The sequence below is a fragment of the Halomonas sp. BN3-1 genome (genome assembly GCF_003056325.1).
Classification (GTDB): domain Bacteria; phylum Pseudomonadota; class Gammaproteobacteria; order Pseudomonadales; family Halomonadaceae; genus Halomonas; species Halomonas litopenaei.
In genome coordinates this window covers 14,470-38,814 of sequence record NZ_PYVV01000017.1, presented here as the reverse complement: position 1 = coordinate 38,814, position 24,345 = coordinate 14,470, and the positions used below count along the sequence as shown (strand labels likewise).

18 protein-coding genes are annotated in these 24,345 nt (G+C 65.6%); 4 read left to right on the top strand and 14 right to left on the bottom strand.

All coding sequences use genetic code 11. The features are described from left to right. Nucleotides 1-46: 46 nt before the first annotated feature. From C9F12_RS19575 to C9F12_RS19555, 5 genes are all read right to left on the bottom strand, one after another. On the bottom strand, nucleotides 47-634 hold the full coding sequence (locus C9F12_RS19575; protein WP_231498601.1) for a hypothetical protein: 588 nt from the start codon (nucleotides 632-634) through the stop codon (nucleotides 47-49). After that, nucleotides 631-2,178 carry an ATP-binding protein gene (locus tag C9F12_RS19570; RefSeq protein ID WP_240184306.1) on the bottom strand — a complete coding sequence of 516 codons (1,548 nt, stop codon included), beginning with the start codon at nucleotides 2,176-2,178 and terminating at the stop codon, nucleotides 631-633. Before C9F12_RS19570 ends, C9F12_RS19575 begins: the two co-directional genes overlap by 4 nt. 771 nt (nucleotides 2,179-2,949) lie before the next feature. Further along, entirely contained in the window at nucleotides 2,950-4,260 is a 1,311-nt protein-coding gene (gene argA / locus C9F12_RS19565; protein ID WP_108449941.1) for an amino-acid N-acetyltransferase, read from the bottom strand. Between the two features lie 348 nt (nucleotides 4,261-4,608). Further along, the gene (locus tag C9F12_RS19560) at nucleotides 4,609-5,874 is read right to left on the bottom strand and encodes an inorganic phosphate transporter (protein ID WP_045991099.1); all 1,266 of its coding nucleotides are present in this window, start codon (nucleotides 5,872-5,874) and stop codon (nucleotides 4,609-4,611) included. An 83-nt stretch (nucleotides 5,875-5,957) separates the two neighbouring features. Next, a complete protein-coding gene (locus C9F12_RS19555; protein ID WP_045991100.1) occupies nucleotides 5,958-6,638 on the bottom strand; it encodes a TIGR00153 family protein in 681 nt (226 codons plus the stop codon). 135 nt (nucleotides 6,639-6,773) lie between these two features. Between C9F12_RS19555 and C9F12_RS19550 the strand changes: the two genes are divergently transcribed. After that, nucleotides 6,774-7,655, top strand: a complete 882-nt coding sequence (locus C9F12_RS19550) for a CYTH domain-containing protein (protein WP_108449940.1) — start codon at nucleotides 6,774-6,776, stop codon at nucleotides 7,653-7,655. Between the two features lie 98 nt (nucleotides 7,656-7,753). Then, the gene (locus C9F12_RS19545) at nucleotides 7,754-8,731 is read left to right on the top strand and encodes an ion transporter (protein WP_240184309.1); all 978 of its coding nucleotides are present in this window, start codon (nucleotides 7,754-7,756) and stop codon (nucleotides 8,729-8,731) included. 173 nt (nucleotides 8,732-8,904) lie between these two features. On the opposite strand, the gene C9F12_RS19540 is transcribed toward C9F12_RS19545, so the two are convergent. Both C9F12_RS19540 and C9F12_RS19535 read right to left on the bottom strand, forming a co-directional pair. After that, entirely contained in the window at nucleotides 8,905-9,528 is a 624-nt protein-coding gene (locus tag C9F12_RS19540) for an L-threonylcarbamoyladenylate synthase (RefSeq protein ID WP_045991103.1), read from the bottom strand. Between the two features lie 79 nt (nucleotides 9,529-9,607). Next, nucleotides 9,608-10,603 (bottom strand): PHP domain-containing protein, encoded by a 996-nt coding sequence (locus tag C9F12_RS19535; protein WP_345840327.1) that lies wholly within the window; start codon nucleotides 10,601-10,603, stop codon nucleotides 9,608-9,610. Nucleotides 10,604-10,877: 274 nt separating this feature from the next. On the opposite strand from C9F12_RS19535, the gene C9F12_RS19530 reads away from it, so the two are divergent. Both C9F12_RS19530 and mnmC read left to right on the top strand, forming a co-directional pair. After that, nucleotides 10,878-11,177 carry a YciI family protein gene (locus tag C9F12_RS19530; protein ID WP_045991104.1) on the top strand — a complete coding sequence of 100 codons (300 nt, stop codon included), beginning with the start codon at nucleotides 10,878-10,880 and terminating at the stop codon, nucleotides 11,175-11,177. Between the two features lie 289 nt (nucleotides 11,178-11,466). Next, nucleotides 11,467-13,512 (top strand): bifunctional tRNA (5-methylaminomethyl-2-thiouridine)(34)-methyltransferase MnmD/FAD-dependent 5-carboxymethylaminomethyl-2-thiouridine(34) oxidoreductase MnmC, encoded by a 2,046-nt coding sequence (mnmC, locus tag C9F12_RS19525; protein ID WP_108449938.1) that lies wholly within the window; start codon nucleotides 11,467-11,469, stop codon nucleotides 13,510-13,512. A gap of 188 nt (nucleotides 13,513-13,700) precedes the next feature. Here mnmC and C9F12_RS19520 read toward each other — a convergent pair whose 3' ends face one another. The 7 genes from C9F12_RS19520 to C9F12_RS19490 all read right to left on the bottom strand — a co-directional run bounded on the left by C9F12_RS19520 (nucleotide 13,701) and on the right by C9F12_RS19490 (nucleotide 24,299). Beyond that, entirely contained in the window at nucleotides 13,701-13,973 is a 273-nt protein-coding gene (locus C9F12_RS19520) for a YheU family protein (protein ID WP_108449937.1), read from the bottom strand. After that, nucleotides 13,970-16,012: an NAD-dependent DNA ligase LigA gene (gene ligA / locus C9F12_RS19515; RefSeq protein WP_108449936.1), complete on the bottom strand. Its 2,043-nt coding sequence runs from the start codon at nucleotides 16,010-16,012 to the stop codon at nucleotides 13,970-13,972. Before ligA ends, C9F12_RS19520 begins: the two co-directional genes overlap by 4 nt. A 192-nt stretch (nucleotides 16,013-16,204) precedes the next feature. After that, nucleotides 16,205-18,187 carry a cell division protein ZipA gene (gene zipA, locus C9F12_RS19510; RefSeq protein ID WP_108449935.1) on the bottom strand — a complete coding sequence of 661 codons (1,983 nt, stop codon included), beginning with the start codon at nucleotides 18,185-18,187 and terminating at the stop codon, nucleotides 16,205-16,207. Nucleotides 18,188-18,412: 225 nt separating this feature from the next. Further along, entirely contained in the window at nucleotides 18,413-21,910 is a 3,498-nt protein-coding gene (gene smc, locus C9F12_RS19505; protein WP_108449934.1) for a chromosome segregation protein SMC, read from the bottom strand. A 3-nt stretch (nucleotides 21,911-21,913) separates the two neighbouring features. Beyond that, nucleotides 21,914-23,134, bottom strand: a complete 1,221-nt coding sequence (gene ccmI / locus C9F12_RS19500) for a c-type cytochrome biogenesis protein CcmI (protein WP_045991110.1) — start codon at nucleotides 23,132-23,134, stop codon at nucleotides 21,914-21,916. Continuing rightward, a complete protein-coding gene (locus C9F12_RS19495) occupies nucleotides 23,131-23,760 on the bottom strand; it encodes a cytochrome c-type biogenesis protein (protein WP_345840326.1) in 630 nt (209 codons plus the stop codon). Before C9F12_RS19495 ends, ccmI begins: the two co-directional genes overlap by 4 nt. Continuing rightward, on the bottom strand, nucleotides 23,751-24,299 hold the full coding sequence (locus tag C9F12_RS19490; protein ID WP_045991111.1) for a DsbE family thiol:disulfide interchange protein: 549 nt from the start codon (nucleotides 24,297-24,299) through the stop codon (nucleotides 23,751-23,753). Before C9F12_RS19490 ends, C9F12_RS19495 begins: the two co-directional genes overlap by 10 nt. Nucleotides 24,300-24,345 lie beyond the last annotated feature (46 nt).

Below are 24,345 nucleotides of genomic sequence, written 5' to 3'. Positions count from 1 at the left end.
CAGGCATGGCATTCTCTGCTTTAGCCCGCCAGCGTCCTGACAGCGCTTACTCCGCCTGCTGTCGCAGATTGATGTTCTGCTCGATGGCGGTCATGGCATCGAGCTTGTCTGCCAGTTCCTTGTTTTCCTGGCGTAGCCGAGCCACCTCGCCATGATGGCGACCGGCGCGGTCATCCAGGGCGCGCCGCCCTTCGAGTTCGTTGAGCCAGTAGCGCAGCAGGGGCTGGAGTTCAACGGGCGCCAGGCTCAGGTCCGCCTTGTAAAGCTCCGACGCCTGGTCCCACTGGGCTTCGCTGCCCCAGCTCAAGGCCACGGCGCGCCCCAGGCGTTGCTCGGGCGCATGACCTTCCAGCCGCGCCAGCATGGCGTCACGCCACTGGCGATCGCCACGCTGGGAGGCCAGACCGAAGGCGATCCAGTCGGTCAACATGCAAGAAGACTCGGCGAAGGTCGGCACCTCTGCATGGCAGGTGGTCAGATCGAGCGCTTCGACCGCCGGTGTTTCGTCACCGACTGACTCGATAGGCAGCATTTCACAACCGCTGATCACCAGCATCAGACTGACAACGGCGGCAGGACCGACGACTCGGGTAAGCGAGCGTCGAGGTGTCAGGGTCACACCCCTAGAGTTCATAGCGTCAGATTCCTTGCGTCCTGGCCCGTCAATGCGGGCCTTGTATCGTTATGTAGGCCGTAATGTCGGCCATCTTCCGGTGGTGCTGCCGGCAGCGTCAGTCGAAAGCACACCGGCCACTCGGGATCATCGATCAGCTCGAGCCGGCCGTGCTGCAGACGAGCGCAGTCGGCCGCCACGGAGAGTCCGATGCCGGAGCCCTTGAGCGCACCCTTGCGTCGTGCTCGTCCCTGGTAGAAGGCCTCGAAAAGGTGGTCGCGATCCTGCTCGGCGATCGGCTCGCCGGTGTTGGCTACCTCGAGCTCGAGCCTGTCGTGGCGTGCACGGGCGCGAATCAGCAGCTTGCCACCATCCTCACCGTAGGCCACGGCGTTGGACACCAGATTATCGAGCAATCGGGCGGTGGCCTGATGATCGGCACGCCACTGCAGCGGGCCCGAGAACACTTCGACCGACATCTCCTTGGACTGCAGGCTCAATCGATGCTTGGCCAGCACCTCGCGTGCCACCGTGGCCATGTCGAGGCGCTCGATGGCCGCACTGCGGTGGTGCTGCAACAGATTATAGTCGAGCAGTTGCTCGATCAGGCGCTGCAGTTCGGCGCCGCTGGCGTCGATCAGGTCCAGCACTTCACGCTGACGCGGGCTCAACTCACCGGCCACGCCATCGGACAAAAGCGCCGATCCCTCACGAACGCTGGCCAGCGGTGTCTTCAGTTCATGGGACATATGGCGCAGGAACTGCTGTTTCTGGGCTTCGAGTTCTTCCAGGCGATGGGTCAACCAGTCGAGCCTCTCGCCCAGCGCTACCAGCTCCGCAGGGCCCTGAACGTGGCGCTGCTGGCTGTCCTGATAGCCACTGCCGATGCCGAGGATGCGCCGCTCGAGCTGACGCACCGGGCGTATGATCAAGCGGGTGAACAACAGCATCAGCATCAGACTCGCCGAGACCAGCGCCCCGGTCTGCCACCACAGGCGTTGCTGAACTTTTCGAGCCCGCTCACGGATGGCGTCCAGACGCAGATCGATGCGCCTGTTGGTGGCCTGGCGCATACCCTCGACGTGTCGGGAAAAAGCTACAAAGTCGTCGAGCGAAGCCGCGTAGGCCTCCGGCGGCTGTTGCGGCAGGGTCGCGAGTTCGTCGAGCAGGCGTTCCAGCGCCTGGATGTCAGGGTCATCAGGCAGCAGCAGGCGCTGACGCGCCAGCAACTCGCGGAACTCGGCCAGACGATCGGCGTAGATGTCGAGCAGGCTTTCTTCCTGGATCACCGCGTACTGGCGCGCACCACGCTCCATTTCCACCGCCAGCGACCCCAGGGTGCGTGCCCGACGTGTCTCGGACACCGCCTGACGAGCGCTGACCTCGGCCAGCCGCGACAGCTCCGACAGCGCCTGGCCAGCCTGGTACATCAGCACACCAAGCGGCAGCATGACCACCACGAAGGCCAGCAGCACTAGTTGCAACAGCGAGCGAGGGCGCCAACGGCGCGTGGCAGCAGAGGTCATGACCAGGGTTCTGTGAAGGAAGGTGAATGAAACGTCCATCAATCCATCCAGAAGAATACCAGAGTTGGCCCATTACCCCCGCGTCAAACACTCAGCCGACTTCGCAAAAAACCGTATGAAAAAAAAGGGGCCGGCTAGGCCGGCCCGAATACGCAGGGAACTGAAGGGTCGAAAACAGATCAATCGATGGCCTGGTCCGCCCATTGAACGGTTTTCGGGTGGCCCGAAGGGCCCGAAGCCAAGGTGCGATCGTCGTTACCAGGAACCTGACCTCACCTCTAGGATGGTCTCCCATCCTGCCTCGTTCTAGCTCCGTCGCCTGGGCGGCGGAGCGAAAGACTCCCCCGAAGGGGTCGGCTTCCTTGCCAGAGCATCCTTGCTCTTCACGACACCTCTCCATGCCTGATCGGCCGGTGCCGTCTCATCGCAACCTTGTGTCGCACATCACGCGGAGCAGGCGCTGGGTTCGTCGGAGTCGCACAGGGCAGTGATTTCTCCGCCGATCCCGGAAGGACAACGACACTTGATCGCCACCTTCCCTGCTCGCCAAGACTATTGCGATCATTGTGCCAAAAACAAAGCAACTTATTTATTATCAATAACTTAAAATTATCAAAAATCGCCAACCACAGACATCTTGAGCGTCGTGGCCGACTTTCGAGGCCTGCCCCCTGAACAAACGTCGCCAAATCCAGACGCAAAACGAGTAAAAATCAAAATACCCTTATTTAACAAACAATTACGGCGTCTCCATCTGGAGACGCCGTAATGGTTGGCCGAAACGTCGACGAGCACCTTCCCTGGTACGATCTACAAGGCCTTGCTCATTACCTTCGACTTCCGCGCATGATTGTAGGCGTCGCGTCGCAGCGGTGGCAGTTCATCGAGCGCCGAGGGGACAAAGCCGTGCTCAAGAAACCAGTGGGCGGTGTGGGTGGTCAGGGCAAACAGACGATCGATGCCCTGGCGCCGGGCCTGACGCTCGATCTCTGCCAGCAGGCGTTCACCACGGGCGCCGCTACGATAGTCCGGGTGCACCGCCACACAGGCCAGCTCACCGACGTTGGCGTCGTCGAAACGGTGCAGGGCGGCGCAACCGATGACCATGCCATCACGCTCGATCACCAGGTAGTCGTCGATCTCGTGCTCGAGCCGTTCGCGGGATCTCGGGACCAGCATGCCACGCTTCTCCAGCGGATCCAGCAGCTCCAGCAGCCCGCCGATATCCTCCACACCCGCCGCTCGAAGCTGTTCGTAGCGATGCTGGGTGATCATGGTGCCGACACCGTCACGGGTGAAGAGTTCGCCCAGCAGAGCGTCGGCGTCGCGCCAGGACAACAGGTGGGTGCGTGCGACGCCATGGGACGCCGCCTCGCAGGCGGCTCCCAGGTGGCGTGCGCGCTCCTCACCGATAGAGGCGTCGTCCAGCAGCGGCCGCGCCTCCGCCGGAGACAGCTGTCGCAACAACCGCCCGCCGTCATCGCGCAGACCGTCGGATTCCCCCAGCAGGATCAACTTGTCGGCCTTCAGCGCCACTGCCACTTGCTGGGCGACCTCTGCGGCGTCCAGATCGAAGACCTCGCCCGTGCTGGAAAACCCGAGCGGCGGCAGCAGTACCAGCGAGTGCTGCTCGAGCAGGGCTCTGACCGCCCCCGAGCGGACCCGGCGTACCTCGCCGGAACGCTGGAAGTCGACGCCGTCACGCACCCCCAGGGGCTTGGCCATGACCAGATTGCCGGACACCGTGGTCAGCTCGATACCGTGCAGCGGCGTGTTGGGCAGCCCCAGTGACAGCCGCGCCTCGAGCCACAGGCGCTGCTCGGCGGCGACCCGCTCGACCCTGGCCATGATGGTTTCGTCGGCGACCCAGCGCCCCTGATGGCGCACCGGCGAGATACCCTCGGCCTCGAGCACGCTGTGTACCTGATGGCGAATGCCGAAGGCCACCACCAGCTTGACCCCCAGGGTGTGCAAGAGCGCCAGGTCCTGGATCAGCGACTCCCCTCGCCCCGCCGCCATCGCCTCTCCTTCGACCAGCACGACGAAGGTGCGGCCACGGTGGGCATTGATATAGGGCGAGGAATGGCGAAACCAGTCGACGAAGGAAAAGGACGTGTTCAAGGACCGGACCTGCTGCGGCGGACAAGGAGAAAGGAGTCCTCACTATATCAGAGCCTGCTATCGACCCACACCCGCCCCGCCCGTTACGCCCGGTTGCCACCTGCGTAGCTGTGGACGCCAGACACGACGACGGCGCCCGAAGGCGCCGTCATGGGTGGGGGGGGGGGGGGAGGGAGAAAAGGAGCAACATGATCGCCAGGCGATCTTCTCATTCCCGCATAAGGGGAAGCCCCCCTGCCTAGTTGAAGATCTCCCTGCCTAGTTGAAGATCCCCTTGAACATGCAAGAAAGAGCAACATGATCGCAAGGCGATCTCGCCTGTCAGCCCTATCGCCCCTTTCCAACCCGTTAGTTGAAGATCCCCTTGAACATAAAGAAGAACATGATCGCAAGGCCCGCCCCCGCCGGCAGGGTGATCAGCCAGGACATCACGATGGTACCGATGACCCGCAAGTTGAGGGCGGCAAGACCACGGGCCAGACCCACGCCCAGCACCGCACCCACCAGGGTGTGGGTGGTCGAGATCGGCAGGCCGGTACCCGAGGCCAGCACCACGGTAGTGGCGGCGGCCAGGGTGGCGGCGAAGCCACGGCTCGGGGTCAGTTCGGTGATGCCGGTGCCGACGGTGGCGATGACCTTGTGACCATAGGTCACCAGGCCGACCACGATGCCACCACCGCCCAGCACCAGCACCCACCAGGGCACCGCCGAGGCGCCTTCGATGCTGCCGTGCTCATGCACCACGCTGATGACCGCGGCCAGGGGGCCGACGGCATTGGCCACGTCGTTGGAGCCATGGGCGAAGGCCATGGCACAGGCGGTAAAGATCATCAGCACGCCGAACACTCGCTCGACACCTTCGAAACCGAAGGAGTCGGTCTTGCGCTGGCTACGGCCGATGCTGCGCTCGCGCCAGATACCCAGGCCCATCAGCGCCAGGCCAAAGAGCACCGCGATCAACAGACTCTCGAACGGAGCAAGGTGCAGGCCCACGTGCTTGAGGCCCTTGGTCAGGGTCACCATGGCGACGATGAAACCCACCAGGAACACGTACATCGGCACATAGCGCTTGGCAGCGGCGAACGGGTCGTCGGCTTCGAACACCAGACGCTGCACCGACTTGAACAGCATGAAACCGATGGAGCCCGCAAGCAGCGGCGAGACGATCCAGCTGGCGGCGATCTGGCCCACCTTTCCCCAGCCCACCGCCTCGATGCCGAGCCCGGCCAGGGCAAAACCGACGATGGCACCGACGATGGAATGGGTGGTGGACACCGGCCAGCCCTTCATCGAAGCGATCAGCAGCCAGGTGCCGGCGGCCAGCAGCGAGGCCAGCATGCCGTAGACCAGGAACTGGGGGTCGTTTTCCAGAAGGGCCGGATTGATGATGCCCTTGCGGATGGTTTCGGTGACCTGGCCACCGGCCAGCCAGGCACCGAGAAATTCAAAGATGACGGCGATGATGATCGCCTGCTTGATGGTGACCGCCCGTGAACCTACGGAGGTACCCATGGCATTGGCCACGTCATTGGCACCGACGCCCCAGGCCATGAAGAAACCGAACGCGCAGGCCAGTAGGATGAAGATGTCACCGTGCTGGGCAATGATCGACATGGGAGAAGATCCCTTGATTGCTGACTGAGGAAAGTCTGAATGACGTCAGACCGCCCGCGGGCGGTCGGATGGAAAGACGGTCTTCAGTTCGCCGTCATGATCTGGAGTCGGCTGCCGACCCGCTCGGCGCGGTCCGACACTTCTCCGATCCATTCGATGATCTGATAGAGGAACATCACGTCTACCGGCGGCAGGTCCTTCTCGAGGGCGAACAGCTGGCGACGAATGGCGATCTGCTGCTCGTCGGCACGCTGCTCCAGATCATGCAGCCCACGGATCAATTTCTGCATCAGCTCGGTGACATTGCGTCCGAAGCCGGATTCGAGCAGGTCCTTGAGTTCCTCGAGGGCCTGACGCGCCTGGGCGACACAGTCGACGGCGGTGGCGATGTACTCGCGCATCGGGGTCGCCAGGGCGTCGGGTACCTGCATCTGGCGGCCGAGCATGATGCCGGTGATATCGCGGGTCTTGTTGGCGATCTTGTCCTGAACGCTGACCAGGTCCAGCAGGTCCGAACGGGAAACCGGCAGGAACAGGGTGTTGGGCAGGTTCAGCCTCAGCTCGGTCTTCAGCGAGTCCGCCTCGTGTTCGAGCCGGGTAATCACTTCACGATGCGAGGCCGCCGCATCCCAGTCGCCCCTAAGGGTCGCCTCGAAGAAGGGCAGCAGCTCGGCAGAGCAGTCGTGCGCCTTTTCGATATGGGCCAGCAGCGGTTGAAAGGGGGAGCGGCCAAACATCGCCGAAAACGGATTTGATGTCACCATAGGGAGTCACGGACACTGGAGAAATGGCGGCGACAGTATAGTGACCCCAAACTGTCACGTCATGGAAAAAATACCGCCACACTAACGTCACATTGATGTGATTCACCCTCCATTATCCCTGTCAGGACGCTCCGCATGAGCCATGAAGTCGAACTCAAACTCGCCCTGGGGCCGGATGGCCCGGATGCGCTACGACGCCACCCCCGCCTCGCCGGAGAGGATTCCCGCCGTCAGACGCTGGTCAATACCTACTACGACACCCCTGAGGGAGATCTCAAAGAGGCCCGCGTCGCCCTGCGTCTGCGGCGTATCGGCGACGAGTGGCGCCAGACCCTGAAGACCAGCGGCCAGGGCGGTGGAGGCCTGTCCACCCGGGGAGAATGGGAGTGGCCGGTGGCCGGCGACACCCTCGACCTGGAAGGTCTCAAGGGGCTCGAGCCGATCCAGGCATTGGACGAGACCCTGCTGACCCGCCTGGTTCCCTGCTTTACCACCGACTTTCAGCGGGAGGTGTGGCTTGTGCAAAGCGATGGTGGCGAGGTCGAAATCGCCCTCGACGAGGGCGAGATTCGCGTGGGGGAGCTAAGCGTTACCATTCGCGAGGTCGAGCTCGAGCTCAAGCGGGGAGACGCCGAGCGCTTGCTGGAACTGGCCGACGGCTTCGCCGAGAGCGTCCCGCTGCGCCCATCGGACACCAGCAAGGCGGCTCGCGGAACGGCACTGGCGGAGGGCTGGCGGCTGCCGTCCGGCGACAGCCCCTCGACCCTGCTGCATCGCCTGGTGGTCGCCCTCGACGCCTACGCCGACACCCAGGACAGCGGCTGGATGGTCACCGCCCGGGAGACGCTAGAGCGGCTTGCACAGTGCTCGTCGGCGCCCGGTGTCGGTGAGGAAGTCAAGCACCTGCAAGGCTCCCTCGAGGACGCCGAGCACCGTCCCGACTGGCTCAGTGCCGAGGTCGGCGCCGGCCTGTTGAGACTCGGTCGCCGGCTACCCGACAACGTCGAGATGGAGTAACGTCAATAGCGAGCAACGCCGACGATGGCCCCATTTCCTGTAGGCGATAGCCCAATCCCTGCAGGAGAATGCCCCGAGACCACAAGGACACGCCCGTGATCAACGGCTACAAGCCGGCCGCCGAAGGCCTCAAGACGCGCATCTTTCAGATCATCTTCGAGTCGGATACCCGGCTGGCCAAGGGCTTCGACATCGCCTTGATCACCGCCATCCTGGCCAGCGTGCTGGTGGTGGTGCTGGAGAGCGTCGATAGCCTGCGCATGCAGTATGGCGAGCTGTTCCGGGCCATCGAGTGGACCTTCACCATCCTCTTTACCATCGAGCTAGTCCTCAGGCTCTACTGCCTCGAGCGGCCACTCAATTATCTGAAGAGCTTCTACGGCACCGTCGACCTGATCGCCATCCTGCCGAGCTGGCTGGCGCTGCTGATCCCCGGGGCCCAGTCGCTGATCGTCATCCGCCTGCTGCGCAGCCTACGCATCTTCCGGATACTGAGACTGATGGAATTCGTCGGCGAGGGACGCCTGTTGATCGACGCGCTGAAGCGCAGCGGCCACCAGATCTTCCTGTTCCTGTTCACGGTGTTCATGCTGGTGACCATCTTCGCCTCGATGATGTATCTGATCGAGCCGAGGGAGGCCGGTTTCACCAGCATTCCGGTAGCCATCTACTGGGCGGTGGTGACCCTGACCACGGTGGGCTACGGCGATATCTCGCCGGTGACGCCGCTTGGCCAGGCCATCAGCGTGGTGGTCATGTTGATCGGCTACTCGATCATCGCGGTCCCCACCGGGGTCTTCTCCGCCGAGGTAATCCGCTCGATTCGTGCCGATCGCTACTCCGACGAAGCCTGCCCAGGCTGCGGCCACGACCGCCACGAGCAGCGTGCCAAGTACTGCCTGATCTGTGGCACCTGGCTCGACGAGGACACCCCCGACCCCAACGCACCGAAGGAAGAACCTGAAGAGGAACCGGAGGACGACGGCGGTGAGGAAAAAAAGGCCAAGCGCGAAGATGACGACGATGATGGCGACGATGGCGTCAGCAATCCCGACCGCAGCGGCCCCTCTGTCTAAGGCCCTGGCCGCAACGGGCCCTCTGTCCAAGGCCCTGGCCGCAGCGGGCCCCTGTCCAGGGCGGGGGTTCAGGAGAGCGAGCCAGGGACGGGACCAGTCGAAACATCGTGGCTGCATGCGCCTGTCGCCTTTCTGACAATGCGCCGCATGCTTTCGCTGGTTTGCGTCGAGCGCTACTCCTGGAAGGGTGAGATATCGCCGCGCCCTTCGCGCACGATGACCGGCGGCATGTCGCGCAGATCGATCACGCTGGTCGGCTCCAGCTGACAGGCGCCACCGTCGATCACCAGGTCCAGGTGCGCACCGAAGCGATCGCGAATCTCTTCGGGGTCGGTCATCGGCAACGCCTCCCCTACCGGAATCAGGGTCACGCTCATCAGCGGCTCGCCCAGGCGTTCAAGCAGGGCACGCGAGATCTCGTGGTCCGGCACCCGAACGCCGATGGAGCGGCGCTTGGGATGCAGCAGCAGCCGGGGCACCTCGGTGGTGGCGTGCAGGATAAAGGTGTAGGCGCCCGGGGTGTGGGCCTTGAGCAGGCGGAAGACGGCGTTGTCCACCTTGGCGTAGGTGCCGATCTCCGACAGGTCCGAGCACACCAGGGTGAAGTTGTGCTTGTCGTCCAGCGACCTGAGCCACTTGATCTTCTCGATGGCCTTCTTGTCCCCCAGGTGGCAGCCAAGGGCGTAGCCCGAGTCGGTCGGATAGGCCACCACTCCGCCCTTGTGGATGATCTCGACCGCGCGGTCGATCAGGCGCTTCTGGGGGTTGTCGGGGTGAATCTGAAAGTACTGGGTCATGTTGCCTCCCTGGCGAACAAACGGGCAAAAGAAGTTGGCGAAGAAAGCACGAGGCGCAGCGCGGGCCTTCCCTCTGAGACTAGACCGAATGGGCGGCGTTCTTGTCTTCCGGGCTCTGGTCTTCCGGGCTCTGGTATTCCGGGCTCTGGTCTTCCGGGCTCTCGCCTTCCGGGCCGGCGCGCGGGGTGTCATCGTCCACGCTCCCATTTGTCGCGCCAGGGCCCGCCACGTCCGTACTCGCCGCGCTGGCGAACCAGTCGGCAAGGCGCGGATGGGCCCACACCGGCGCCACCGCGGTGCGCGGAATCGGACTCATGCTGCCCGGTGCCAGGTGTCCTCCCGGAAAGTGAAAGTCGCTGCCCAGCGATCCGTACAGGTCGCGCTCCATCAACTGTCGCGCCAGGTCCCGGGTGACATCCGGGTTCTGGAAGCCGCTGACCAGCTCCGCCGCCTGGCCCCCCGCCCGACAGAACTCATCGAGCAGCAGGCCGCGCTTGCGCCGGGTCAGCTTGTAGCGAAGGGGATGAGCCAGCACCGCCACGCCGCCGCTGTCGAGGATCCACTCCACCACCTCGGACAGGTAGGGCCAATGCGACTTCACGTCGCCGATCTTGCCGTTGCCAAGATACTTGCTGAAGGCCCCGGACAGATCCGCCACCAGCCCTTCTGCCACCATCACGTGGGCGAAGTCGGGGCGATTGAGCGGCCGGTCGCTGCCGGCCCAGGCACGCGCCTTGGCCAGCCCGTCGCTCAGGCCGATGCGCTCGAGTCGCCGGGCAATGGTCTCGGCACGCTTCTCGCGGGCGATGGCCTGCTCGGCAAGGCCGGCTTCCAGCATGTCCCCCGGCCCCGACGGCAACAGCCCGACCACATGGATATTGAGTCCCCGCCACTGACAGGACAGTTCGCTGGCGGGCAGCACCGACAGCCCAAGCTCGCGGGCGCGACGGTCGGCCTCGGCGACCCCCTCGAGGCTGTCATGGTCGGTCAGGGCGATATGCGAAAGCCCCTTGGCGTGGCACAGCGTCACCAGTTCCGACGGCGCAAGAGCGCCGTCGGAAGCGGTCGAGTGCATATGCAAATCGATGGCGAGGGCCGTGCCCTCGAAGGACTCAGGAAGGGCTGGCATGGGACAGGAAACTGGCTCCTCGACATGACGCCGGGCGGCGACTTTGACAGAATATGGCCTCCATGGTGCGCGTGGCGCCTGCCGCGGTCAATGCTGGTCGCGTCGCGCATGCGCCTCCCCGAGCCGGGTGATCGTCATCCAGGATGCCGTAGAGCGGCATCCGACCGCCCGGCGAGTCTGCCCGGGCCAACGTCAACCGGGCCCTATCGAGGAACTATCGATGCTCTACGCGATCATCAGCGAAGATGTGGACAACAGCCTGGAACGTCGACTGGCCGCCCGGCCCGACCACCTGGCTCGACTCGAGGCCCTGCGCGATGAGGGACGCCTGGTGCTGGCCGGACCGCACCCGGCGGTGGACAGCGAAAATCCCGGAGACGCCGGCTTCAGCGGAAGCCTGGTGGTCGCCGAGTTCGACGACCTGGCCAGCGCCCAGGCCTGGGCCGATGCCGACCCCTACATGATCGCCGGCGTCTATGCGTCGGTCACCGTCAAGCCGTTCAAGAAGGTCCTGCCCTGAGGCGAGCCGAGTGCCTGCCCCGAGCACCTGGCGGGATCGCGGGCACCCTGCTTCTGGCACCTGTTCGTGGACAGGCGATGTCCTGGCTGCCGTTCACGAACAGCCTGTTTGCACCGGTTTGTTTACAGCCAACTTGTTCACAGCCCGCTTGTTCACAGCCCGCTTGTTCACAGAGTCTGTGGAAAAGTCTGTTGAAACGCCGCGGACGCATTGCTGTAACCCTGTTGCCACGCCCTCGACAACAGAGTGATCAATTCTTGACCAGCCCCGCCAGCCGGAAATCTTCGACGTGACATCATCTCCAGATGGCCTCCCCGCCCTGACCGCCGCCACTACCGCCGAACTGGACTGGCGCGAGGACGACAGCGGAATCAGCCCTCACTCCCGTGCCTTCGACGATGTGTACTTCTCGCGCCACGACGGTCGCGCCGAGACCGAGCACGTGTTTATCGCCGCCAACCGGCTGCCCCAGCGCTTTGCCGCCTGGCACGAGCAGCGCCCCTTCGTGATCGGTGAAACGGGCTTCGGCACCGGGCTCAACGTGCTGTGCGCCTGGCACAGCTTCGAGGCGCTGGCGCCCCCCGGGGCGCGGCTGCACATCGTCTCCACCGAGCGCTATCCCATGAGCGCCGAGGATCTGACTCGGGCCCTGGCAGGCCAGCCGGATCTGGCCGACAAGGCGGCGGCGTTGATTCGTCAATGGCCGGCGGCGGTCACCGGGGTGCATCGACTGGTGCTGTCGCCCCGGGTCATTCTCGATCTGCACCTGGGTGACAGCAGCGAACGCCTTGCGCTGCTCGACGGCCTGGTGGACGCCTGGTTCCTCGACGGCTTCGCCCCCTCGAAGAATCCCGAGATGTGGCAGCCTGCACTGTTCGCCGCGATGGCGGCGCACTCCCGTCCTGGCGCCACCTTCGCCACCTTCACCTGCGCCGGTATCGTCAAGCGCGGGCTAAAGGCCGCCGGCTTCGCCTGGCGCAAGGTACCGGGCCATGGACGCAAGCGCGAGATGCTCGCCGGCGAGATCGACTCACCTCCCGACGACACCGGCAGACGTCACACCCCCTGGTTTCGTCCCCCTGAGGCGCGGCCCTGTCGGCGAGTGGCCATCGTCGGCGCGGGTATCGCCGGCTGCAGCGCCGCCGAGGCGCTGGCCCGACGCGGAGTCGAGGTCACCCTGATCGACGCCGCACGCCCCGGCAGCGGAGGCTCCGGCAATGTCCAGGGCGCGCTCTACGTGAAACTCGCCGCCGACACCAACCACCAGAGCCGGGTCTATCTGGGCGGGCTGCTCTACAGCCAGCGCTGGCTCGCCCGGCTCGACCCCGAGCAGCGCCTGTGGTCGCCCTGTGGCGTGCTGCAACTCGGTGCCAACGAGCGCGAGGCCCGTCGTCAGCGACGCTTTCTCGATCACCACGGCCTTCCCCACACGGTGGTGCGTGGCATCGACGCCGACGAGGCCTCCAGCCTCGCCGGGCTCTCGCTGCCCCACGGCGGCCTTTACTATCCGCTGGCAGGCTGGGCCAGGCCGCGCGAGCTGTGCGAGCAGCTCGCCCGCACGCCAGGGGTGACCTGCGTCCAGGCCAGCATCGACAGCATCGAGCCTCTGGAGGACGGCGGCTGGCGTCTTGTCGGCAGCCACGACCCGAAGGGCGACCACTCCAGCGTCGCCATCGAGGTGGATCAGGTCATCGTCGCCGCCGCCTATCGCTCGGCTGACTTCAGCCAGGTCACTGGCCTGCCGCTGCAGGCGGTACGCGGCCAGGTCAGCCGCGCGCCCCTGGCGCTCGAGGCCCCGGCGCCGAAGCGAGTGGTCTGCGCCGGTGGCTACGTGGCACCGCCGCTGGATGGCGTGCTGACCTTCGGCGCGACCTTTGCCCCGGGGCGTAGCGACAACGACACCCTCGACGAAGACCACCAGGCCAACCTGGAGGAACTCGACAGAACCCTGCCGGGCTACCTCGACCAGCTGCGCCAGGCCGGCCATCCTCTGGCGATAGAGAACCTCGATGGCCGTGGCGGTGTGCGCTGCGCAAGCCCCGACAAGACGCCCTACGCTGGCCCGCTGCCCGATCAGCCGGCATGGCTTCGCGACTACGCGGTGCTGGCCAAGGACGCCACCCGGGTGCCGGACGTCGCTGGCAGCCACCATCCCGGCCTGTGGATCAGCGCCGCCCACGGCTCACGGGGGCTGGCCAGCGCGCCGCTGTGCGCCGAACTGCTGGCCTCGCGGATCTGCGATGAACCGCTGCCGCTGGAAGCCCCCCTGGCCGACCACCTGCACCCGGGGCGGCGGCTGATCCGCGATATCGTCCAGGGCAAGCGCCAGGGCTAGCAAAAGGGCGGGCTCCAGGGCCTGGCTATAGAGCTAGCTCCGGGGCTTGCACCAGGGCTAGCACCAGAGCTTGCTCCAGGGCTGGACGCGAGCAGCAACGCCCAGACGCCGACGGCCCGCCTTGAAGGCGGGCCGTCGTCTTTTTCACCCGCCGCAGCAAGCGTCAGGCGGCCGGGGGCATCGGCAGATCAGATGTCTCCTTCTTCCTCGTCATCTGCGATGTCTCTGCCAAAGGATCGCCACTGGGCCAGGGTCAGCACCTCGGTGCTCTCGGTCTCCAGATCGTGGGCGATGATCAGCTCCGAGCGCTCGAGCTGGCCCTTGAGCTCCTTGACCCAACCATTCATGCCCTCTCCGGTGTCGGTGGTGTCGTAGCCCTGACGGGTGACGAAGCTTTCCAGCAGGGCGTCCAGTGTCTCCCCGGGCAACATGCGATAGGGTACTTCGACGAAACGGCTCATGCTTGCTCCTCCGAACTCTCGGATTCCCACTCGTTCAGGCGCGCGAGGAAGGTCGCCTCGTCGATCACCTCGACCCCCGCCTGCTCGGCCTTGGCCAGTTTGCTGCCGGCACCGGGGCCGGCCACCAGGCAATGGGTCTTCTTCGACACGCTGCCGGCCACCTTGGCGCCCAGCGCCTGCAGGCGGGCCTTGCCCTCGTCCCTCGTCATGGTCTCCAGAGTACCGGTGAGCACCCAGGTCTGGCCTTCCAATGGCGTGGGGCGCTCGCCGACGTCGACCTCGTCCCAGTGCGCCCCGGCGGCGATCAACGCCTCCAGCGTTTCGAGGTTGTGCGCCTGGTGGAAGAAGGTGGCGATATGGGCGGCCACCACCGGACCCACGTCGTCCACCGCCTCCAGCGTCTCACGGTCGGCCTGCTTGAGGGCATCGAGGTTGCCGAAGTGGCTCGCCAGGTTGGCCGCGGTGGCCTCGCCGACCTCGCGGATACCCAGGGCGTAGATAAAGCGTGCCAGGGTGGTGGCCTTGGCCCTTTCCAGCGCCTCGACCAGATTGCTGGCCGACTTCTCGGCCATGCGCGGCAGTTCTGCCAGCCGTTCGGCGGACAGGCTGAACAGGTCCGCCGGGGTCTTGACCCAGTCACGCTCGACCAGGGCATCGATCAGCTTGACGCCGAGGCCGTCGATGTCCATCGCCCGGCGCGAGGCGAAGTGCTTGAGCGCCTCCTTGCGCTGGGCGGCGCATACCAGCCCGCCGGAGCAGCGTGCCACCACCTCGCCCTCGATCCGCTCTATCTCGGACTCGCACACCGGGCAGCGCTCGGGAAAGACGATATCCTCGCCTTCGCCTGCCGCCTCGACCACCCGGACCACCTGGGGGATCACGTCGCCGGCGCGGCGAATGGCGACCCGGTCGCCGATGCGCACGCCAAGCCTCGCGATCTCGTCGGCGTTGTGCAGGGTGGCGTTGGACACCGTCACCCCGGCCACGCTGACCGGATCGAGCCGTGCCACCGGGGTGATCGCCCCGGTGCGCCCCACCTGAAATTCCACGTCGGTGAGGGTCGTGGTCTGCTCCTGGGCCGGGAACTTGAAGGCGATGGCCCAGCGCGGCGCCCGCGAAACGAAGCCCAGCTCGCGCTGCAGGCGTAGCTCGTCGACCTTGATCACCACCCCGTCGATATCGACGTCCAGGCGCTCACGACGCTCCCCCAGGCGGCGGCAGTAGTCGATCACACCGTCCGCCCCCTTGACCACTTCGAGCTCGCGACTGACCGGCAGGCCGACCTCGGCCACCCGCTGCATCAGTTCGCTATGGGTGCTCGCGCCTCCATCGGGCTCAAGGCGCGCTACCTGGTAGCCACGGAATTCGAGTGGCCGCGTGGCGGTCACCCTGGGGTCGAGCTGGCGCAGGCTGCCGGCGGCGGCATTACGAGGATTGGCGAAGACCTTGCTGCCCTGCTCACGGGCACGCTCGTTCATCGCCTCGAACTCCTGGTGACGCATGATGACCTCGCCGCGCACCTCCATCAGCGTCGGCGGCGTCTCGCCCCGAAGGCGCAGCGGAATGGACTTCAGCGTCTTCAGATTGGACAGGATGCCCTCGCCGGTACGGCCGTCGCCACGTGTGGCACCGCTGACCAGCACACCGTCTTGGTAGACCAGCGAGACCGCGGCGCCGTCGAACTTGGGCTCACAGGAGAACGACAGTGCGTCGGCGTCCAGCTCCATACGCTCGGCCACCCGCTTGACGAAGGCTCGTATCTCATCGTCATCGAAGGCGTTGTCCAGCGACAGCATGGGCAGCGCGTGGGTCACCTCGGGGAAGCCGTCGGCGGGCTTGGCACCGACCCGCTGGGTCGGCGAGTCGGGGCTCGCAAGCTCGGGATGGGCCTGTTCGAGCTCCGTCAGCCGACGCAGCAGCCGGTCGTACTCGGCGTCAGGCAGGCGCGGGTCGTCGAGCACGTGATAGCGGTAGTTGGCGTCATCGAGTTCGGTGCGAAGCCGCGCGACCTCGTCACGGGTCGAAGCATCGGTGGTCATGTAAACCCTTGTCCTGGCGAAGTGCGAAGTGCTGATGATCGGCCATTCTACCCCATGCCCGCCGGGAGAAAACCGCCAGACATCACCGCCCCCGACAGGCAAGCCCGGTCCACCCCATCAAGACACAGAAGGAAAACGCAGACGGCCCCGTGTCTCCACGGGGCCGTCGCGTACCAGGCAGCGCCTGCGCGGTCAGTTCACCTGATAACGATGCAGGCGGTGGCGGCGCTCGAACTCCTGCACCCGCTGGCGGGCAAACTCCACGGTCTGGGCGGTCATCACGCTGTGATTCTCGTCCTTCAGCTCCCCCCCCATATGGCGCACGATCACCATCGCGGTCTCGACCATGGCCTCGAAGGCCGCCGAGCTGTCCTTGGCGCTGGGCAGCGGCATCAGCAGGGTGATGCCAGGTGTGGTGAAGTCGTCCATGGCTTCGATCGGGAAGGTCCCGGGCTTGAGCACGTTGACCATGGAGAACTGCAGGGCGCTGCCCTCATCCTCGGTCTCGAAGCGATGGAAGATGCCCATGTCTCGGCTGTAGCGCAAACCGCAGGCCATCATCAGCTCCAGCAGGGTCGTGCCAGGGAAGCCGTCCTCGTCACGGGACATCACGCTGATGACGATGATTTCCTCGGCATTGCTCAGGCTGTCACGGGCATGCTCGGCGTTGACGTCGTGGCGCAGGGCCTTCTCGAGCACCGGATGGGTGCGCACCCTGGAGTCTTCGACATCGATGTCCTTAGTTTCATCAAATGCGGCTTCGTCGTACGTGGCATCGTCGAACGAGGCTTCGTCTTCCATCGACGAGGCGCCACGCTGATCGGCAGCGGCCTGCCTGGCAAGCAAGGCTTCCTGACGGCGGCGCTCGGCCTCATGGGCGGCCTGCTCCTGACGCAGCCCTTCTTCCTGCTGCCGCTGACGCTGCTGTTCGGCCTGATGCTGTGCCTGTTCGGCCTGCCGGCGAGCTTCTTCCTCGGCCTTGAGCTTGGCTTGTTCGGCCTTCTGCTCGGCCTTGAGTCGTGCCTTCTCGGCTCTTTCCTTCTCACGCTTCTCGCGTTCGATACGCTTCTGTTCCCGGCGTTCTCCCAGCGACTTCTGCAGCGAAGCGCCAAAACGATGCACGGAGGACCCCATGCGACGAGAGCGATCCTTCAACGAATCTCCCATCCCCTCGAAGTCCACCAGACGATACTGATCCTCGTCGAATTCCTCGTGGTCCTGTGGGTCCGCCGCCAGAGACGGCATGGCAGCGTCGCCGGGCTCGCTGGCGACGTCATCGTCACGACGCGCGCTCAAGCTGGGCTCGCGGCGCCCATCACCCGCGTCGGCGACATCGTCACGCACCGCGTGTTCGTCCTGGGCAGTCTTGCCGGTGGAGGCGTCAGCGTCCACCGGAGCGTCCATCGTCGTCTCGCTGGTGGCCCTTGGCTCCTCGCGGCTGTCGGCCGCCATGGGCTCGTCTGACAGGGAGGACTGCTCGGCCACTTCTTCAGCGTTTTCAGCGTTCGGGGCCTGCGCGGGCGCTTGATCGACCCGCACCGACGGCTCTGCCTGTGCTGGAGTCGGTTCTGCCTCGGCGGGCGCTTGTTCTGCACCCTCTTCTACACCCTCTGCCTGGGTGGGCTGCTCGGCCCGGGCTGCAGGTGCCGGCTGACTGGCTCGCGGGGCAACGGTGTCCGCCGGCCGGTCATTGGTCGACGATCCATCGGCGCGCTGGCTGTCCCCAGCCTCCTGAGCGCGACTGGCCTGACTGGAGCGGAATTCGGACAACACCCGGGATGGCCCGGGGTGCTCCTGGCGCTGCAGCTTGGGCTTGGGCTGAACATTGGAGAAGTCCGCAGGCCTGACGACCCTGGCCCCTCCATTGGGCAGCTCCCAGTTGATTTCTTCCTGGCGCGCACGCTCCTCGGGGTCGTCCTCTACCGAGGCCACCTCCCGACGCTCTGGCGCGCTGGGTCCGGGGCTCGCCGCCATGGAGGGTTCCTGATCATGGCGACTGCCATGACCACTGCCATAGCCGCTTTCGTAGCTACCGTAGCCACTATCGAGGACGTCTCCCTGCACCTCATCAAGGCGGGGAGTGCGACGTTGGCGCTGGAGGCGACGCGCCCCATCGATAACGATGAGGGTCACCAGTGCCAGCCCCAGAATGATCAGCCACTCTCTTAGTTCCATGGGTCGTCATGCCTTTGCTAAGGCGCCATGCCTGATGGTTGTCCGTCAACAGCATAGCGTGATTGCGAAAAAAAGGGCCACTTTTTTTATTTGTCAAGCGCCGGATTTTCTCCGGTCTTCTCGACAGTGCCCTTCGCATTCGCCCTTCCAACTCCCTTTGCTTACCTTGCCATGCAGTATCATGGTCTTACTTGGTAACCCTATTATAACCACCTTTCAAGTGCATCATGCTTCTGCCAGCGCGGCCGCCTCGTCCACGCCCACCGAGACCAGTCGCGAGACGCCAGGTTCCTGCATCGTCACACCCATCAGTCGTTCACCGGCCTCCATGGCGATCTTGTTATGGGTGATATAGATGAACTGAACGCTCTCGGACATTTCCTTCACCAGCTTGGCATAGCGCCCGACATTGGCATCGTCCAGGGGCGCATCCACCTCGTCGAGCATACAGAACGGCGCCGGGTTCAACTGAAAGATGGCGAATACCATGGACAACGCCGTCAGTGCTTTTTCTCCCCCGGACAGCAAATGAATCGTGCTGTTCTTCTTGCCCGGAGGTCGCGCCATGATGGCCACCCCGGTTTCCAGCAAATCATCGCCTGTCAGGGTCAACCATGCGGTTCCACCACCGAAGACTCGCGGGAAAAGCGACTGCAGGCCGGCATTGACCCGCTCAAAGGTATCGCGGAATCGCATCCGCGTCTCCTGATCAATACGTCGGATCGCCTTGTCCAGGGTTTCGAGGGCCTCGTTCAGCTCGGCCTGCTGCGCTTCGAGATAGTCACGCCGCTCGGCCTGCTGCTCGTACTCCTCGATGGCGGCCAGGTTGATCGCCCCCAGCCGGCGAATCTTCTCGCCCAGCTCCTCCAGCCGGGTCTGCCAGGCGGACTCGGTGGCATTGGGGTCCAGCCCTTGTGTCAGAGCCTCGGCATCGTGGCCAAGTTCCCTGAGCTGCTCATCCTGGGTCTCGGCCTTCAACGCCAATGCCTGAACCTGCATACGCGCCTCCTGCAGACGCTCGCGCACGCCATCGAGATTTCGCTCGTGGCTCTGCCGCGCCTGCTCGTCGTCGCGCAGGCGCTCGACCAGCGCCGCCGCCCGTGCCCGCGACTCATTGAGCTGGCGCTCCTCCTGCTCGCGCCGGTGCAACAGCTCATCGAGACGCTCGCGGCGTTCCTCATCCGGCTCATGCAGCCCCTCACGCGCTTCCTCGAGTTCGGCCACCCGCTCCTCCAGGCGTGAGCGGGTATCCCCCGCGCGCCCCTGCTGCTCGGCCAGGCCAGCACGCTCGGTGGTCAACCGCTGGTGCTCCAGGGTGAGCTGCTGGGAGCGCTCGCTCAGCGGACGCTGGCGGGTACGCAGCGAGGCCAGCCGTTCGCGCGCCTGGGTGCGCTCGCGCTCGAGACGCTCGCGTACCTCAGCGCCCTCTTCCAGCCGAGCCATGGCGCTCTGCCACTGCTCGCGCATTTCCTCGATGGCCAGCCGCGCTTCCTCGTCGGCTTCGGCCAGGCCCTCGAGCTCCTCGTGGATCTCGGCGCCGCGACTGGACAGATGCTCAAGCCGGCTGGCCAGACCATTGTCCTGGACCGCCAGTTGCTGACGCGCCTGATCCAGCTCACGCTCCGACAGCCGCAGTTGCTCGAGCCCCTGCTCGGCCTGATCGACCAGCGCCTGGGCACCTTCGCGGGCCTGCTCGACGGACACCAGCCGCTGTTCCTGCTCTGCCAGGGCGGCACTTGCCTCGTCCAGCCGGGCACGGCTCACCAGCAACGCATCCGGCCCATCTCCCTCGCCCCGCTGGCGCGCCCAACCAGGGCCTAGCCACAGGCCGTCGGCGGTCACCAGGCTGGCCCCCGCCTCGAGCCGATCCTGTGCCTGCCAGGCCTCGTCACGGGAGGCCGCACAGCGAATGCCGGCGAGCCACTGCGCGGCCGCACCGGCGCCCTTGACCCTCGCCGCCAGGCTGTCGCCGGCAGCGTCGACGCTGGCCTCTGAATCGAGCAGTGCCAGTTCGGCGGCAAGCGGCGAGGCCATCACCTCACGACAGTGACTCGACGACGCCATGCGGGCCCTGAGCCAGGGACCCAGCACCCAGGACACCGTCTCCTCCCAGCCGGGCTCGACATTCAGGCATTCGCCCAGGCGTGGCGCCTCGGCAAGGCCATGCTCGGCCAGGTGCCGGTCCAGGCTTTCGTCGTGGTCGGCCAGGGCCGCCTCGATCAGCGCCTCCAGCGAGGCGATCTCGCCACCCAGGGCGCTGTGACGGGAGAGCGCCTGCTCGCGCGCGCGGTCATGTTCGACAACCTCGCGACGGTTGGCATCTCGCTGCTCGATCAGCCGTTCACGACGCTCCTCGAGCTCCTCGGCGCGGGCCTCGTGCTCGGCCAGCTGACTCTTCACTTCTTCGCGCTGGGCGCTGAGGCCGGCCAGGTCCGGCAATTCATCGAGCTGCTGACGGCGCTTGGCACGGTCGGCGGCGATGCGCTCGAGCCGAGCTTCCAGCTCACGCAGGCGGTCCTGGGTGCGTTCGGCCTCGTGGCTGTCGCTGCGCCAGCGTTCGTTGAAGGCCTCCCATTCGGCGTCGGCCTCCTCCACCGCGGGCTCGGCCTCCTCCAGCGCCGCTTCCAGCTCGGCCAGTTGCTCTGCCAGTTCTTCCTGCTCGGGGCCCAGGGTCTCCAGGCGATCCTCGAGGGCCAGCAGGCGCTGACTGTCGTCCTCGCCGAGACGATCGAGCTCCTCGAGCTCGCGGCGGGCACTCTCGAGATCCCGCGCCAGCTGCTGATCGCGGGAGCGGGTGTGTTCGAGCTCCTGCTCGAGGCGGGCGATGGCAGTGGTGGTCTCGTAAAAGCGTGCCTGGCGCTGGTCGAGCTCAGAGGCCAGGCCATCGTGCTCGGCGCGGGCCTCTTCCAGCCGGGTCTCGCACTGGCGCATGCCGAGCACCTCGCGCTCCACCGCGGTCTCTAGCTCGCGCACCCGGGTGTCCTGCTCGGTCTGGGCGGCACGCAAGGCGCGTCCGCGCAACAACGCAAGCTCCCCCTTGACCCGGTGCTCTTCTTCTTTCAACGACTGGTAGCGTCTGGCCGCCTCGGCCTGACGCTTGAGCCGCTCGAGCTGCTTGTCCAGCTCCTCACGGATATCGTCGAGCCGGTCCAGGTTCTCCTGGGTGCGACGCATGCGATTTTCGGTCTCGCGACGGCGCTCCTTGTACTTGGAGATACCGGCGGCCTCTTCCAGGGTGGCGCGCAGCTCTTCGGGACGCGCCTCGATCAGCCGCGAGATCATGCCCTGGCCGATGATGGCGTAGGAGCGCGGCCCCAGGCCGGTGCCCAGGAACAGGTCGGCGATGTCGCGTCGGCGACACTTCTGGCCGTTGAAGAAGTAGCTGGACTGGGCGTCCCGGGTGACCTGACGCTTGACCGAGATCTCGGCGTACTGGGCGTAGACCCCGCCCATGGTGCCGTCGCGGTTGTCGAAGGTCAGCTCGATGGAGGCCATGCCCACCGGCTTGCGCCCGGTGGAGCCGTTGAAGATGACGTCGGTCATCGACTCGCCACGCAGGGTCTTGGCCGAGGATTCGCCCATGACCCAGCGTACGGCGTCGATGATGTTCGACTTGCCGCAGCCGTTGGGACCGACGATGGCGGTCATGTTGCCGTCAAAGGGCACCGTGACCGGATCGACGAAGGACTTGAACCCGGCCAGCCGGATCGACGTCAGACGCATGGACTATTCAATCACTCGATCGATGATAAGCGCGACAGGATCCATGTCCGGGCCGCCTACTGCAACCCCTTGTCGTTCACCCATGAGATCGCCGGCCTGGGGCTGGGCCTGGCCGCTGGACGATACCCGCGCCAGCAGACGCACCTCATCGACCTGCGCGAGGCTTGCCATGGGCGACATGGCATCGCTGGCGTCAAGGGTCAGGCTGGCCGGCAGGTCGGCCAGGGTCAGGCGCTCGATGGCCAGCGGCGGCAGCTTGCCTTCGCTGTCCCGTGCCACCACGAACACCGTGGTCTCCGGCGCCAGACGCCCGACCAGTTCGTCGGCCAGCGACAGGCTGACCAGCACATTGCGCTCGCTCGCCGCAGGGGCCAGGCGTTGCTCGGCCTGGGCGACGCCCTGGCGCATGGCCTCGGACAACGGCGAGTCGTCTGCCGTCGACAGACCGCGCCGCCAGAAGCCCAGGGCGCCCTGGTAGTCGTCCTGCTGGAAGGCCTCGACCCCCAGAAACCACATGGCCGAGGGCAGATTCGGCGCCTCGCGACTGGCCTCTCGGGACAGCGCCAGAATGCGATCGTCGAGCCGCCCTTCGTTGATGAAGTACTGCATCTTGGCCAACTCGCCGATCCACCAGGGTGAACGCCCCTCCAGCGCAAGCACACGCTCGATGGCATCGCTGGCCTCGGCGTAGGCGCCGCTGTCGCGGTAAAGCGGATACAGCGTCTGCCACACGCGAGGGTTGTCGGGTTGGCTCTCGGCCTGCTGCTCGAGGCGCTGGATCATCAGCGCGAGGCTCGCCTCGGGGTCGTTGCGTACCTCTTCGATGGCCTGATACAGCACCAGGTCGCCCTCGGCGCCCTCCCAGCGGTACCACACCACGCTGACCACCACCACCGCCACCAGCACCAGCGGCACCGCCAGCTTGCCCGCAGCGGCAGACTTCAGCGGTGAGCGCTTGAGCCGCTCGGTGTCTTCGAGCAGGCTGCGCTGGAGTTCACTGAGATCCTCGTCGAAGCGTGCCGCGTCGATGTCTCCCCGAGACTTGGCCGCTTCCAGCGACGCCACCCGACGACGATAGACCGCCACGTTCTGGGCGGCGGCGTCATCGCTGTCCTCCAGCGCACGTTGCAGGCGTTCCACCTTCGCCGCACGGCGCAGGGGCAGGATCAGCAGCCAGGCCGCGAGCAGCAGCAGAACGGCAAAGGCCAGCCATAACAGGGTCATGCGGATCCCTCTCTATCGATCAGGTCGTCCAGGCGCGCCTGCTCCTCGGCGGATAGCCTGCGTACCTGGGTGCGTCGCCGTGAGCGGATGATCAGCCACAGCACCAGGGCGCCGATGACGACCAGCGCGCCGGGCAGCCCCCACAGCAGCAGGGTGCGCCCCTCGAGACGCGGATTGTAGAGGACATAGTCGCCGAAGCGCTGGACCATGAAGTCGATGATCTCCTTGTCCGAGCGGCCGTCCTGAAGCTGGGCGTAGACCCGCTCGCGCATGTCGGCGGCGATCGGCGAGTTGGAGTCGCCGATCGCCTGGTTCTCGCACTTGGGGCAGCGCAGGGTGGCGGTCAGCTCCTGATAGCGCTTTTCGGTCACCGGGTTGTCGAAGCCGCGTACCTCGATGGCTTCCGCCCGAGCGTCGAGCGCAGCGACAAGCATCAACAGCGCCAGCACCATGCCCGCCAGCCAGCCAAGGCCCGAGCCAGGCAGGTTACGTGCACGGGCGCTGCGGTCGTCGCCGCTAGCGCGGGTGCGGGCGCTAGAGCTGATAGCGCGGGTGCGGGCGCTGGAGCTGATAGCGCGGGTGCGGGCGCTGATAGCGCTCGAGCAGCACAGATCGATCAACGCCATTTTTCCACCTCCGGCAAGATGATCTTCTCCACATCGTCGGCGGTGATATAGCCGGTGTGGTGGTAGCGAATGATCCCCTCGGCGTCTACCAGGAAGGTCTCGGGAGCGCCGTAGACGCCGAGATCGAAGCCGAGGGTACCCTCGGGATCGAAGATATTGAACTCGAAGGGATTGCCGAACTGGGTCAGGAAGGCGCGTCCCCTGGCCCTGCGCTCACCGTCGCTGGCACCTTCTTCCTTGTAGTCGACCCCGACCAGGCGTACCCCGCGCTCGGCCAGATCCAGAAGCTGCGGCATCTCCTGACGACAGGTCGGACACCAGCTGCCCCAGACATTGACCAGGGAAAGCTCGCCGGACAGCGCGTCCTGGCTCACCTTGCGCTCGGGTTCCTCGAGGGTCGACAGCTCGAAGTCGGGGAACTCCCTGGCCATCAACGCGGATTCCCGTTCAAAGGGGTTGATCGACAGCCCCTGATAGAGAAAGATCCCGAGCGCCAGAAACAGCACCAGCGGCAACAGCAATAGAAGTCGACGTTTCATGCACGGGTCTCCCTGGCCGTGACGACAATGACAGGAGCGAAGGCCA

Excerpts from the sequence above, each read along its gene's own strand:
- C9F12_RS19550 (WP_108449940.1), top strand. The coding sequence starts at position 6,774 with ATGAGCCATGAAGTCGAACTCAAACTCGCCCTGGGGCCGGATGGCCCG.
- C9F12_RS19490 (WP_045991111.1), bottom strand. The coding sequence starts at position 24,299 with ATGAAACGTCGACTTCTATTGCTGTTGCCGCTGGTGCTGTTTCTGGCG.
- C9F12_RS19555 (WP_045991100.1), bottom strand. The coding sequence starts at position 6,638 with ATGGTGACATCAAATCCGTTTTCGGCGATGTTTGGCCGCTCCCCCTTT.
- C9F12_RS19520 (WP_108449937.1), bottom strand. The coding sequence starts at position 13,973 with ATGAGCCGTTTCGTCGAAGTACCCTATCGCATGTTGCCCGGGGAGACA.
- C9F12_RS19560 (WP_045991099.1), bottom strand. The coding sequence starts at position 5,874 with ATGTCGATCATTGCCCAGCACGGTGACATCTTCATCCTACTGGCCTGC.
- C9F12_RS19540 (WP_045991103.1), bottom strand. The coding sequence starts at position 9,528 with ATGACCCAGTACTTTCAGATTCACCCCGACAACCCCCAGAAGCGCCTG.
- C9F12_RS19535 (WP_345840327.1), bottom strand. The coding sequence starts at position 10,603 with ATGCACTCGACCGCTTCCGACGGCGCTCTTGCGCCGTCGGAACTGGTG.
- C9F12_RS19495 (WP_345840326.1), bottom strand. The coding sequence starts at position 23,760 with ATGGCGTTGATCGATCTGTGCTGCTCGAGCGCTATCAGCGCCCGCACC.
- ccmI (WP_045991110.1), bottom strand. The coding sequence starts at position 23,134 with ATGACCCTGTTATGGCTGGCCTTTGCCGTTCTGCTGCTGCTCGCGGCC.
- smc (WP_108449934.1), bottom strand. The coding sequence starts at position 21,910 with ATGCGTCTGACGTCGATCCGGCTGGCCGGGTTCAAGTCCTTCGTCGAT.
- C9F12_RS19530 (WP_045991104.1), top strand. The coding sequence starts at position 10,878 with ATGCTCTACGCGATCATCAGCGAAGATGTGGACAACAGCCTGGAACGT.
- C9F12_RS19575 (WP_231498601.1), bottom strand. The coding sequence starts at position 634 with ATGAACTCTAGGGGTGTGACCCTGACACCTCGACGCTCGCTTACCCGA.
- zipA (WP_108449935.1), bottom strand. The coding sequence starts at position 18,187 with ATGGAACTAAGAGAGTGGCTGATCATTCTGGGGCTGGCACTGGTGACC.
- C9F12_RS19570 (WP_240184306.1), bottom strand. The coding sequence starts at position 2,178 with ATGGACGTTTCATTCACCTTCCTTCACAGAACCCTGGTCATGACCTCT.
- ligA (WP_108449936.1), bottom strand. The coding sequence starts at position 16,012 with ATGACCACCGATGCTTCGACCCGTGACGAGGTCGCGCGGCTTCGCACC.